The organism is Pseudomonas sp. MWU13-2105 (assembly GCF_023242315.1).
GTDB lineage: Bacteria > Pseudomonadota > Gammaproteobacteria > Pseudomonadales > Pseudomonadaceae > Aquipseudomonas.
Genome location: NZ_JALLIY010000018.1, coordinates 99,070 through 111,654, shown reverse-complemented (window position 1 = coordinate 111,654; position 12,585 = coordinate 99,070). Strand labels below are relative to the sequence as shown.

The 12,585-nt window shown below is 62.4% G+C and carries 11 protein-coding genes; 3 read left to right on the top strand and 8 right to left on the bottom strand.

Annotated features, from left to right (window positions below; all coding sequences use genetic code 11):
• Positions 1 to 168: 168 nt before the first annotated feature.
• The 5 genes from M5B96_RS24690 to M5B96_RS24670 form a co-directional block, all read right to left on the bottom strand.
• The gene (locus tag M5B96_RS24690; protein WP_248799599.1) at positions 169 to 2,049 is read right to left on the bottom strand and encodes an ABC transporter ATP-binding protein; all 1,881 of its coding nucleotides are present in this window, start codon (positions 2,047 to 2,049) and stop codon (positions 169 to 171) included.
• The gene (locus M5B96_RS24685; protein ID WP_248799646.1) at positions 1,979 to 2,581 is read right to left on the bottom strand and encodes a DsbA family protein; all 603 of its coding nucleotides are present in this window, start codon (positions 2,579 to 2,581) and stop codon (positions 1,979 to 1,981) included. The genes M5B96_RS24690 and M5B96_RS24685 overlap by 71 nt, the downstream gene beginning before the upstream one ends.
• A 36-nt stretch (positions 2,582 to 2,617) precedes the next feature.
• Positions 2,618 to 3,556 carry a rhodanese-related sulfurtransferase gene (locus tag M5B96_RS24680; RefSeq protein WP_248799598.1) on the bottom strand — a complete coding sequence of 313 codons (939 nt, stop codon included), beginning with the start codon at positions 3,554 to 3,556 and terminating at the stop codon, positions 2,618 to 2,620.
• Positions 3,557 to 3,673: 117 nt separating this feature from the next.
• Positions 3,674 to 3,970, bottom strand: coding sequence for a BolA family protein (locus tag M5B96_RS24675; protein WP_121138114.1), 297 nt, complete (start codon positions 3,968 to 3,970; stop codon positions 3,674 to 3,676).
• A 12-nt stretch (positions 3,971 to 3,982) separates the two neighbouring features.
• Complete coding sequence (locus M5B96_RS24670; protein WP_218224138.1) at positions 3,983 to 4,510, bottom strand: DUF2059 domain-containing protein; 528 nt, start codon at positions 4,508 to 4,510, stop codon at positions 3,983 to 3,985.
• A gap of 191 nt (positions 4,511 to 4,701) precedes the next feature.
• On the opposite strand from M5B96_RS24670, the gene M5B96_RS24665 reads away from it, so the two are divergent.
• Positions 4,702 to 6,096 (top strand): class II fumarate hydratase, encoded by a 1,395-nt coding sequence (locus tag M5B96_RS24665; RefSeq protein ID WP_248799597.1) that lies wholly within the window; start codon positions 4,702 to 4,704, stop codon positions 6,094 to 6,096.
• A 125-nt stretch (positions 6,097 to 6,221) separates the two neighbouring features.
• Here the strand turns inward: M5B96_RS24665 and M5B96_RS24660 are convergent, their stop codons facing one another.
• Positions 6,222 to 7,184 carry a DMT family transporter gene (locus M5B96_RS24660; protein ID WP_248799596.1) on the bottom strand — a complete coding sequence of 321 codons (963 nt, stop codon included), beginning with the start codon at positions 7,182 to 7,184 and terminating at the stop codon, positions 6,222 to 6,224.
• A 212-nt stretch (positions 7,185 to 7,396) separates the two neighbouring features.
• On the opposite strand from M5B96_RS24660, the gene M5B96_RS24655 reads away from it, so the two are divergent.
• Positions 7,397 to 7,606 (top strand): DUF6316 family protein, encoded by a 210-nt coding sequence (locus tag M5B96_RS24655; RefSeq protein WP_248799595.1) that lies wholly within the window; start codon positions 7,397 to 7,399, stop codon positions 7,604 to 7,606.
• Between the two features lie 20 nt (positions 7,607 to 7,626).
• Here the strand turns inward: M5B96_RS24655 and M5B96_RS24650 are convergent, their stop codons facing one another.
• Complete coding sequence (locus tag M5B96_RS24650; RefSeq protein ID WP_248799594.1) at positions 7,627 to 8,811, bottom strand: thiolase family protein; 1,185 nt, start codon at positions 8,809 to 8,811, stop codon at positions 7,627 to 7,629.
• A 108-nt stretch (positions 8,812 to 8,919) separates the two neighbouring features.
• Positions 8,920 to 10,428, bottom strand: coding sequence for a polyphosphate:AMP phosphotransferase (pap, locus tag M5B96_RS24645; protein WP_248799593.1), 1,509 nt, complete (start codon positions 10,426 to 10,428; stop codon positions 8,920 to 8,922).
• Between the two features lie 140 nt (positions 10,429 to 10,568).
• Here pap and mnmC point away from each other — a divergent pair, with 140 nt between their 5' ends.
• The gene (mnmC, locus tag M5B96_RS24640; RefSeq protein WP_248799592.1) at positions 10,569 to 12,581 is read left to right on the top strand and encodes a bifunctional tRNA (5-methylaminomethyl-2-thiouridine)(34)-methyltransferase MnmD/FAD-dependent 5-carboxymethylaminomethyl-2-thiouridine(34) oxidoreductase MnmC; all 2,013 of its coding nucleotides are present in this window, start codon (positions 10,569 to 10,571) and stop codon (positions 12,579 to 12,581) included.
• Positions 12,582 to 12,585: the final 4 nt, after the last annotated feature.

The following is a 12,585-nucleotide window of genomic DNA, read 5'->3' as shown; positions in this document are numbered from 1 at the left end:
TCCACCTCTGTGATAGCACAGACTAGGCTAATTTCCACGATATCGAAGGGATCAACACCCCCTTCCAAGTATCTGGAATCCATCCATCGCTCGCACGCACAGAAAAAAAGTATTTCTATCAACCAATTCAATCACTAAGCACAGAAAACCGGGAAAAACTCAAGTGCGTCAAATTTTTTGCAGGTGCCCGTAGAGCTTGGCATATAGACCGCCATCGGCAATCAGTTGCTGATGGTCGCCGTCCTCGGCAATCCGTCCGCCGTCGAACACCAGCACCCGATCCGCCTGTTTCACCGCTGACAGGCGGTGGGCAATGATCAAGGTAGTACGACCGCTGAGAAACCGACCCAGGGCCTGGTGCAGGTTGTACTCGGTGGCCGCGTCCAGCGCCGAGGTCGCTTCGTCGAGGATCACCACCTTGGGCTCGGCCAGGACCATCCGGGCAATCGCCAGGCGCTGACGCTGGCCCCCGGACAAACGCACCCCGGAACGCCCGACAATGCTGTCCAGGCCTAGCGGCAACACTTTGATCGTAGCGTCGAGCTGGGCAATTTCCAGTGCCCGCCAGCAGGCTTCATCATTGCGCTCGCGGCCCATGGTGAGATTGGCACGGACCGTATCGTTGAACAACGCCGGGTGCTGCAACACCACCGCGACGTTCTCGCGCACGGTGTCCAGGCCGATCTCGGCCTGGGAGGCGCCGCCGAAACGAATGGTCCCGGAGCGCGGCGTGTACAGCCCCAGCAGCAGTTGCACCAGGGTGCTTTTGCCGCCGCCGCTGGCCCCGACGATCGCGACCTTTTCTCCGGGAGCGATGGACAGGTCCAACTGATCGAGTACCGGCTCCTCGCCATAGGCAAAACTCAGGGCCTGCACCTCGATGCCCACGGTATCATGCCCGGCGAAGGGGTCGACGCCACCGGGGTACTGCGGTTCGTCGGCACGCGCCAGCAGTTCGTTGATCCGTTCAAGTGCACCGCCAGCGGCATAGAAGGCATATTGCAGGTTCAACAACTGCTCCACCGGTCCGATCATGAACCAGAGGTAACTGAACACCGCGAGCATCTGGCCGATGGACAGGTCCGAGAACAGCACCGTGAGCATCGCCGCCGCGCGGAAGATATCGATACCGAACTGGAACAGCAGTCCCGTGGCCCGGCTCGATGCATCGCTTTTCCACTGCGATGCCACGGCGTAGTCCCGCACCTCCCGGGCACGGGTGCCCAAACGCCCGAGGAAAAAGCCCTGGCGATTGCCGGCACGGACTTCCTGAATGGCGTCGAGGGTCTCGGTCAGGGCCTGGGTAAACCGTGAAGTGCTGTCGTTTTCCAGCTTCTTCAGGTGCTTGACCCGCTTGCCCAATTGCACCGTGGCGTAGATCACCAAGGGGTTGAACAGCAGGATCAGCAGCGCGAGCTTCCAGTGCATCCAGACCAGGATGGCCGAAGTGCCCAGCAGCGTCAGCATCGCCACCAGGAAACGACTCAGGGTTTCGCCGACGAACTTGTCCAGGGTGTCCAGATCGGTCACCAGGTGCGTGGTCACGGTGCCGCTACCGAGGCTTTCGTACTCACCCAGGGAAATGCGCTTCAGGCGCTCGATCAGCCGGATGCGGATGCGGTAGACAATGTCCTTGGCCAGCCCGGCGAACAAGCGTGCCTGCACCACGTTGAAGACCAGGGCGCCACAGCGCAGGGTCAGGGTCACCAGCAACATCAGGCCGATATAGCCGACGGCGCGCTGCCAGGTATCGGGCAGCAGGTGGTTCATCACCTTGAGCGCGGCGTCGCCGTGCCCGAGCAGGACTTCATCCACCAACAGCGGCAACAACAGGGGAATCGGCACGCTGCACAAAGTCGCCAGCACGGCCACCGTGTTGGCGATCCACAGCGCTTTTTTATGACGCAGCGCCAGGCGCCGGATTTCCGCCCAGCTCAGGCGATCCGCAGGTGGTTTGACGGGTTTGAAGCTGGGCGGCTCAAGCACAGGCCGCACGCTCCAGCCAACGGCCGAGCAGCGGAGCAAGTTCAGCCAGTGGCTGGTAGCCATTGGTCAGCAGCGCCAACTGGCCATTACGCTCGGCCAGCAAGGTCGGGAAACCGGCAATCCCCAGGTCCTGGACCCAGGTAAAATCGGCGGCGGTGGCCGCATGCTGCTCGGCCGTGTCAAAGGCACCGGCAAATTCGATGCGCGGCAAACCGGCTTGTTCCGCCAGCTCCACCAGCACACTGGCTTGCGTGACATCCCGGCCCTCGACATAAAAAGCCCGCTGGATCAGCCCCACCAACGTCCAGGCACAGTCCGGCGCCAGGCTACGGGCAGTGATCACCGCCCGGCAGGCCGGTTCGGTGTCGTAGACAAAACCGTCGGGCAAGGCGCCGTCGAGCTTGAACGGCTGGCCGGTGGTCTCGGTGACCGCCTGCCAGTGTTCAAGGATATAACGCCGGGTCGTCGGCTCCAGCGCGGCACCGCTACCGGTGCGCAAGCCGCCCATCACCAGGTGCAGTTCGACACCCGCCGCCTGCGCCTGCTTGACCAATGCCTCGGCCACCGGGGCAAACCCCCAGCACCAGGAACACATCGGGTCCATGACATACAGCAAGCGCGCGGACATGGTTCAGCCCTCGGAAGATTGACGGTAGTTGTAACCGATCGGGTGCGGCTGGTTGCGCGCCTTGGCCAGTTCGATCTGCTTCTGGCGGTCAATCGCGCTGCGACGGGTTTTCTCGCTCAAGGTGTCCCAGCAATGCGGGCAGCTGATCCCGGCCACATAGTGCTCCGAGGCCCGTTCCTCGACGCTGATCGGCGTACGGCAGGCATGACATTGATCGTAGTCGCCTTCGCTCAGGTCATGGCGCACGGTGACGCGATTGTCAAAGACAAAGCAGTCGCCCTGCCACTTGCTCTGCTCCTGAGGCACCTCTTCGAGGTACTTGAGGATCCCGCCCTTGAGGTGATAGACCTCATCGAAACCCTGGCTGAGCATATAACTGGAAGCCTTCTCGCAGCGAATGCCACCGGTGCAGAACATCGCGACCTTCTTGTGCCTGGCAGGGTCGAAATGGGCTTTGATGTAGTCAGGGAACTCACGAAAACTGGTGGTTTTCGGGTCGATGGCGCCTTCGAAGGTGCCGATCGAGACTTCATAGTCGTTGCGGGTGTCGATCAGCAGCACTTCCGGATCGGCGATCAGTGCATTCCAGTTCCGCGGATCGACATAGGTGCCCACCTGCTTGTTCGGGTCCACGCCCTCGACACCCAGGGTGACGATTTCCTTTTTCAGCTTGACTTTGGTCCGATAGAACGGCTGGTCGTCGCAATAGGATTCCTTGTGGTCGATGTCGACCATCCGCTGATCCAGCTTGAGCCAGGCCAGCAGCCCATCGATGCCTTCGCGGCTACCGGAAACGGTGCCGTTGATACCCTCTTCGGCGATCAGCAGGGTGCCCTTGATGCCATTGTCGACCATCGCCTGCAGCAGTGGCTCGCGCAGGGCAACGTAATCTTCCAGGGTGACGAACTTATAAAGTGCCGCCACGACTATAGGGTGAGTCATGGGTGATTCTCTCCAGGTGGCTGCCCTCGCAAAGGGCGAACCGGATGCAAAAAAAACGCGCCGACAGTGCGGCGCGTTGCGGATTCTAGCAAAAAAACACCGGTCAAAAAACCAGCATCAATGCCCTCCGCCGGCGCAGACCGGCGATGCCGGCGCCGCGCCGATTTTCACCCACTCTTCAGGGGTGTAGGTATGCAGGGCCAACGCATGGAACTCACTCATCAGGTCACCCAGGCTGGCGTAGACCTTCTGGTGGCGCTTGACGCTGTTCAACCCGGCAAACTGTGCGCTGACCAGCACCGCCTTGAAGTGGGTCTGCAACCCACGGCTGTGCATGTGGCTTTCGTCCAGGACTTGCAGGTGCTCGGGTTGCAGGGCGCCCAGTGCGGTTTCGATACGTTGCTGCATGCTCATTTCAGGCTCCGCTTACGGCTTTTTCTTGGTCGCAGGCGCGGCGGCCTTGGCTGGCGTCAGCTCATTGGTCATGTCTTCCAGCAGCTTGTTCACCACCGGTACCGCGCTTTCCAGCTTGGCCTGGGTCATCTGGGCCGATTGCTGGGTCAGTTGCGGCATTTTTTCCAGGACTTTCTTGCCCAGCGGCGACTGGTAGAACGCGACCAGGTCCTTGAGTTCGGACTCGCTGAAGTTGTCGGTATAGAGCTTGACCATGTCCGGCTTCAGCTTGTTCCAGCCGATGGCCTGGTCCAGGGCCGCGTTAGCCTTGGCCTGGTAGGTGTCGAGCAACGGCTTTTTCGAGGCCGGTGCCTGGGTCTGCTCGAAACGCTGGGCAAACATTTGCTGCACTTGCGCGTAGACCGGGGTTCCCAGCTTGTCGGCATGGGCCAACGTCAGGAAAGCTTCGGCACTGGCATTGTGGCTGGCGGTATCGGCGAAAACCTGGCCGCTGGCGCATACCAGAGCAACCGCGGTACAGATGGCACGAAGACGGGTCATCGAGTGTCCTTTCTAAACAGGCGAGGTAAAACCCCAAGGGCGACCATTCTGCGCCTAACAAAGTGTGTCACTCAACCCCGGGACAAGCGCGCGGGCGCCCAACGGTCGCGAAGAGAGTAAAACCTGGAAGGGAACCCAAGCGATCGATCAGGGCCTAAACTGCGCTAACCCGCCATCAGGAGTGAAACCGAATGAGTCGCATCGAAACCGACAGCCTTGGCCAGGTGAACGTGGCCGAAGAGGCCTACTGGGGCGCCCAGACCCAGCGTTCGCTGGTCAACTTCGCCATCGGCACGGAAAAAATGCCCCTGGCGGTCATGCACGCCCTGGCACTGATCAAGAAAGCCGCGGCGCGGGTCAACAACCGCAATGGCGACCTGCCCGCCGATATCGCCCGGCTGATCGAGCAGGCCGCCGACGAAGTGCTCGCCGGCAAGCATGACGACCAGTTCCCCCTGGCGGTCTGGCAGACCGGCAGCGGTACCCAGAGCAACATGAATGCCAACGAAGTGATTGCCGGGCGCGCCAACGAGCTGGCCGGCAAGGGTCGTGGCGGCAAGTTGCCGGTACACCCCAACGATCACGTCAACCGCTCCCAGAGCTCCAACGATTGTTTCCCCACCGCCATGCACATCGCCGCCGTCCAGGCGGTGTACCTGCAGTTGCTGCCGGCGATTGCCGAGTTGTCCGGCGGACTGGCGGAACTGGCGGCACGGCACATGAAGCTGGTGAAGACCGGACGCACCCATATGATGGACGCCACGCCGATCACCTTCGGCCAGGAGGTCTCGGCCTATATCGCCCAACTGAACTACGCCGAGCGGGCGATTCGCTCGGCATTGCCGGCGGTTTGCGAGCTGGCCCAGGGCGGTACCGCCGTCGGCACCGGGCTGAATGCGCCGCATGGCTTTGCCGAGGCGGTCGCCGCCGAACTGGCGGCGCTGTCCGGCTTGCCGTTCATCAGCGCGCCGAACAAATTCGCCGCCCTGGCCGGCCATGAACCCCTGACCACCCTCTCCGGTGCGTTGAAAACCCTCGCCGTGGCCCTGATGAAAATCGCCAACGACCTGCGCCTGCTGGGCTCAGGACCACGTGCCGGATTGGCCGAGGTCAAGTTGCCGGCCAACGAACCGGGCAGTTCGATCATGCCCGGCAAGGTCAACCCGACCCAGTGCGAGGCGCTGTCGATGCTGGCCTGCCAGGTCATGGGCAATGACGTGACGATCGGCTTTGCCGCCAGCCAAGGGCACTTGCAGTTGAATGTCTTCAAACCGGTGATCATCCACAACCTGCTGCAGTCGATCCAACTGCTCGGCGATGGCTGTCGCAACTTCCAGCAGCACTGCATTGCCGGGCTGGAACCCGACCCGGTGCAGATGGCTGCGCACCTGGAGCGAGGCCTGATGCTGGTGACGGCGTTGAATCCGCATATCGGCTACGACAAGTCGGCGCAGATCGCCAAGAAGGCCTACGGCGAAAATCTCACCTTGCGTGAGGCGGCATTGGCGCTCGGTTATCTGACCGATGAGGAGTTCGACGCCTGGGTGCGGCCGGAAAACATGCTTGAGTCCGGCAAGAACGGCTGACGCCGAGCGTTAATTCGCCCTTATGGGAGCAGAGCTTGCTCGCGAAGCTTTTGGCGGCCTCAAGGGCCCCTTCGCGAGCAAGCTCTGCTCCCACTGGTTCAGGGGAACTCCTGCAAAGGTGTTCACTATGGATTCACCGTCAAACGCACGCGCCGAGCCTTGAGCCCGGCCATCAGCGAAGGCCCCAAGGCCACCAGCGCCGAGCCCAGCACCACCAGCAACGCGCCGCCATAACCCAGGCCATTGATGTCTTCGGGCTGCACGAAGCCGGGCCACAGCCAGGCGGCCAGGGCCACCGCGGCAAAGGTCACCAGGGGCGTGATCGCCAGGGTCGCGCTGACCCGCGAAGCTTCCCAATGTGCCAGGGCTTCGGCAAAGGCGCCATAAGCCACCAGGGTATTGAGGCAGCAACCGAGCAACAGCCAGGCCTGCAACGAACTCAGTTGCAGGACTTCGGCCGGGTGTACCCAAGGGGTGAGCAACAGGGCGCAAAACAGGTAGATGACCATCATCACCTGCAATGAATTCCACACCGTGAGCAGTTGCTTCTGGCTCAAGGCGTAGAAGGTCCAGATCGTGGACGCCAGCAACACCAGCAGCACCCCGGCGGTATAAGTCCCCAGGGACGTCAGCAACTCAGCCAGGCGCTGGTTGAAAAACAGGCCGAAGCCGAACAACAGCACCAGCAAGCCGATCCCCTGCCCCAGGCTGAAGCGCTCCTTGAATACGAACAGGCTGGCAATCAACAGGAAGATCGGCCCCATCTGCACCACCAACTGCGCGGTACCGGGACTGAGCCGGTTCAAACCCATCAGGTAAAACACATAGTTGCCCACCAGGCCGAGTACCGCCATCAGCACCAGCCAGCCGCCTCGCGGCCCAAGGACGTGACGGCTGGGCAAACGCCGGGTGGCCGCCAGATACACGAAAAGACAGCCCCCCGACACGATCAACCGGTACCAGGTCACGGTCACCGGATCCATCACCAGCAGTACCTGCTTGAGCTTGATCGGCAGGATGCCCCAGAGCACGGAGGTCAGCAGCGCCAGGAACAGGCCATAACCCCAGCGACCGGATGAAATGTGCATGAAGAACCCTATGGACGTATGGGGGGAAGTCGCCATTCTAGGCCTTGCAGGATCAGCAACACAGCCGGGGAACACAGCCCGATGCGACCTTGAACATGCCAGAAGCGTCGTCAATAAACTGGCTAAGACCATTGATCGGACGATCAGGCACGCTATCCTCATAAGTTTTATGCTGTATTTCTGACAGCTACGTTCACCAGCGAGATTTCGCCATGTTCGGCAAACGCGCACAAGACAACACCGAGGCCACGCACTTTCGCAGCAATCGGGTTACGGCCATCAATGGCCTGTTTTTCTTCAGTACTCGGGAAAACACCTTGGAAGGGCCGTTCTTTACTCGCACCGATGCCGAGCGCGAAACCCAATTGTATGTAAGACGCATGCAACTGGCCAATGCCATCAGGGCCAGCCAGGCCCTGTAGCAACAGGACCTGGCCCAGGCTCAGCGCAGCACTTCGAACAGCCCCGTCGCGCCCATGCCACCGCCTACGCACATGGTGACGATGCCATAGCGCAGCTTGCGTCGTTGCAGTTCGCGCACCAGGTGCCCGACCTGGCGCGAGCCGGTCATGCCGAACGGATGGCCGATGGAAATCGAACCGCCGTTGACATTGTACTTGTCGTTGTCGATGCCCAGGCGATCACGGCTGTACAGGCACTGCGAGGCGAACGCCTCGTTCAACTCCCACAGATCGATGTCCGCCACACTCAGGCCCTTGGCCTTGAGCAGCCGTGGCACCGAGAACACCGGGCCGATCCCCATCTCGTCCGGCTCGCAACCGGCCACGGCAAAACCGCGGAACAAGGCCTTGGGCGCAAGCCCCAGTTCCAGGGCTTTTTCCAGGCTCATCACCAGGGTCATCGAAGCGCCGTCGGAGAGTTGCGACGAGTTGCCCGCGGTCACCGAACCGTCTTCGGCAAACACCGGTTTCAAACCGGCCAGGCTGTCCAGCGTGGTGTCCGGACGATTGCAGTCATCACGCTCGACCACCCCCTCCAGGCGCTGGATCTGCCCGCTGGCCTTGTCTTCGACCGCGTAGGTCACGGCCATGGGCACGATTTCATCATCGAACAGCCCCGCGGCCTGGGCGGCGGCGGTGCGCTGCTGGCTTTGCAACGCGTAAAGGTCCTGCTGCTCGCGACTGACACCGTAGCGGCGGGCGACGATCTCGGCGGTCTGGCCCATGGGGAAATAGATTCCCGGCACCTGCTCCTTGAGCAGCGGGTTGATCAGGTTGTCGGTGTTGACGCTTTTCATCGTCAGGCTGATGGACTCGACCCCGCCGGCAACAATGATTTCGCTGCAACCGGAGGCGATCTGGTTGGCGGCAATGGCAATCGCCTGCAAGCCCGACGAGCAGAAACGATTGAGGGTCATGCCGGCGGTGCCGGTGCCCAGCTTCGACAACACCGCGACGTTACGCCCGATATTGTAGCCTTGGGCCCCCTCGTTGGAGCCGGCGCCGACGATGCAATCCTCGACACTGGCCGGGTCGATACCGTTGCGGCTGAGCAAGGCATTGACGCAATGGGCCGCCATGTCGTCCGGCCGGGTCTGGTTGAATTTGCCGCGAAAGGACTTGGCCAGGCCTGTCCGCACGCTGTCGACGATCACCACTTCACGCATGGCCCACCTCATTGATTGTTGTTGTCGGTTTGAAGGATCGAGCGAGCATAAGCCCACCCGATTCCCGACCGCGACAATCATTCATCCGGCGTATGCGCGGCCATCGTCCTACTTCAACTTACGCTTCTTGTCAGTCCTGGCGAACGCCCCCTCGATGGCCAGGTTGAGCGTGCGCAGCACCTTGACCCGGGCCCAGCGTTTGTCATTGGCTTCCACCAACGTCCAGGGCGCCACTTCGGTGCTGGTACGGTCGACCATATCGCCGATGGCATCGCGGTACAGGTCCCACTTCTCACGGTTGCGCCAATCGTCTTCGGTGATCTTGAAGCGCTTGAACGGAATATCCTCGCGCTCCTGGAAGCGCTCCAGTTGGGTCTGCTTGTCGATAGCCAGCCAGAACTTCACCACGATCACCCCGGCTTCGCTCAGCTGCTCCTCGAAATCGTTGATTTCACTGTAGGCGCGCATCCAGTCGGCCTGGCTGCAGAACCCTTCGATCCGCTCCACCAGCACACGGCCATACCAGGAGCGGTCGAACACGGTGAATTTGCCGCGCATCGGTAGCTGCCGCCAGAAGCGCCAGAGGTAAGGCTGGGCGCGTTCGTCCTCGGTCGGCGCGGCGATGGGAATGATGCGGTATTGCCGTGGGTCAAGCGCCGCCGCCACCCGCCGGATGGCCCCGCCCTTGCCCGCCGCGTCATTGCCTTCGAACACCGCCACCAGCGCGTGCCGACGCATGCGTTTGTCGCGCAACAAACCAGCCAGCCGCGCCTGTTCGGTAATCAGTTGCTCTTCATAATCCTCTTTCTCCAGGTGCTGGCTCAGGTCCAGGCTGTCCAACAGGCTCAGATCGTCCACCCCTTTGAGCAGGGGCGCGGCATTGGTCGGACGCGGCTTGGCGTCCCGGGTCTTGAGCGCCGTCTGCAAGCCTTCGAGCAGGATCTTGCCCGCGGTCAGGCTGCGGTAGCGGGGATCGACGCCTTCAATCACATGCCAGGGCGCATAATCATGGCTGGTGCGGCGCAGCACCCGCTCGCCGAAATGCACGAACTGGTCGTAAGTCTCCGATTGCTGCCAGTCCAGCGGGCTGATGCGCCAGCTGTGCAGCGGGTCATCCTGCAGCGATTTGAGGCGGGCCTTCATCTGCTTCTTGGACAGGTGGAACCAGAACTTGAAGATCAGCGCACCCTCGTCGCAGAGCATCCTCTCCAGGCGCTCGGCCCCGCTGATCGCCTGGTCGAGCACGGCATCCTTGAAGTGCCCATGCACCCGCCCCTGCAACATCTGGCTGTACCAGTTGCCGAAGAACACACCCATGCGGCCCTTGGCCGGCAATTGCCGCCAGTAGCGCCAGGCCGGCGGCCGGGCCAGTTCTTCATCGGTTTGCTGATCGAAAGTACGGACCTCGATCAGACGCGGGTCCATCCACTCGTTGAGTAGCTTGACCGTCTCGCCCTTGCCCGCCCCTTCGATGCCATTGATCAGCACAATGACCGGAAAGCGCTTTTGCTGCTGGAGTTCGAACTGCGCCTCCAGCAAGGCTTCGCGCAGGGCCGGGACTTCGGCGTCGTAGGTTTCTTTGTCGATGGCGTGACCGATTTCGGCGGATTCAAACATGGGCGACTCCCTTCCAAGATGGAGCAAGACTAACGGATCGGAGCGCGCTGTGTGGCGGGAAATCCGCAGGCCTTGCCGTGGATCAATCCGGCGTCCGGCAATGGGCTAGAATAGCCGCCTTGTTGCCGTCGAGCTGCCCCATGACCCGCGTATCGCCCCCCTCTCCCAGCCACGCCCAGATCGACTGGGATGACCAAGGTCGCCCGCACTCGCGGGTATTTGACGACGTATATTTCTCCGACCAGTCGGGCCTGGACGAAACCCGCTATGTGTTCCTTGAACAGAACGGCCTGAAAGAGCGCTTTGCCGCCTTGGGGCCGAACGAACGGTTGGTGATCGGTGAAACCGGCTTCGGTACCGGGCTGAATTTCCTCTGCGCCTGGCAGTTGTTCGAGGCCTGCGCGGTGCCGGATGCACGGCTGCATTTTGTCAGCGTGGAAAAATACCCGCTGAGCCGCGCCGACCTGCAACGCGCCCTTACCCTCTGGCCCGAACTGGCTGGCTTCAGCGCACAATTGCTCGGCCAGTATGTTGCCATTCACCAGGGCTTCCAGCGACTGCTGCTGGACAATGGCCGGGTGACCCTGACCCTGCTGGTCGGCGATGCCCTGGAACAGCTGCCGCAACTGGACGCCCGGATCGACGCCTGGTTCCTCGATGGTTTCGCCCCGGCCAAGAACCCCGAGATGTGGACACCCGGGCTGTTCGCTGAACTGGCGCGGTTGGCGGCGCCCGGTGCGACCCTGAGCACCTTCACCAGCACCGGCTGGGTACGGCGCTCATTGAATGCCGCCGGCTTCAAGATGCGCCGCACCCCCGGTATCGGCCACAAGTGGGAAATCCTCCGCGGCGAATTCATCGGCTGGCCCGAGGACACGACAGCACCGCCGCTGGCCAAGCCGTGGTTCGCCCGCCCACAGCCATCCGGCGGCGAGCGGCGGGCCCTGGTGATCGGCGGCGGCCTGGCCGGGTGTGCCAGTGCCGCGAGCCTGGCCATTCGTGGCTGGAAGGTCTGCCTGCTGGAGCGCCACGATGCCCTGGCCCGGGAAGCCTCGGGCAACCCGCAAGGCGTCCTCTACCTCAAGCTGTCGGCCCATGGCACCGCACTGTCACAATTGATCCTCAGCGGTTTCGGGCATACCCGGCGCTTGCTCGAACAGTTGCACAAGGGTCTGGACTGGGACGACTGCGGGGTTCTGCAATTGGCCTTCGACGAGAAAGAAGCCGAACGCCAGGCGCAATTGGCCGCCGTCTTCAGTCCCGAGTTGCTGCAAGTCCTCGATCAAGCCCAATCCGAGGCCCGCGCGGGGGTGGCCCTGGAGCACGGCGGACTGTTCTTTCCAGAAGGCGGTTGGGTCCATCCGCCGGCGTTGTGCCATTGGCAGGCCAGTCACCCGAACATTGAAGTGCGCCTCCATGGCGACGCTGTCGAACTGCGCAAGGTCGATGGCCAGTGGCAGGCCTGGGACGCCGAGACGCTGCTGGGCAGTGCCCCGGTGGTGGTCCTCGCCGGGGCCGCCGAAGTGAAACGCTTCGCCGCCAGCGCCGCGTTGCCGCTCAAGCGCATTCGTGGGCAGATCACCCGGCTGGCGCAAACCGCCGGCAGCGCCGCCTTGAACACCGTGGTCTGCGCCGAAGGTTATGTCGCGCCGGCACGTCTCGCTGAACATACCCTTGGGGCCAGCTTCGATTTCAAGAGCGAGGACCTGACCCCCACCACGGCGGAACACATCGGTAACCTGGCATTGCTACAGGACATCTCGCCCGACCTGGCCATCCGCCTGAACGTCGCGCAACTGCCCCCGGAGCACCTGCAAGGCCGGGCGGCCTTTCGCTGCACCAGCGCGGACTATCTGCCGATCGTCGGACCACTGGCGGACCCGGAGCCTTTCGCCGAAGCCTACGGCATCCTCGCCCGGGATGCCCGGCAGATACCGCCGGTTCCCTGCCCCTGGCTCGAGGGCCTGTATATCAACAGCGGCCACGGCTCGCGCGGCCTGATCAGCGCGCCACTCTCCGGCGAATTGCTCGCCGCCTGGCTGGAGAACGAGCCGTTGCCGTTGCCACGTAGCGTTGCCGAGGCCTGCCATCCGAATCGCTTCGCCTTGCGCAGCCTGATCCGCGGCCAGGGCAAGCCTCGGGCCGGTACCTGAGACC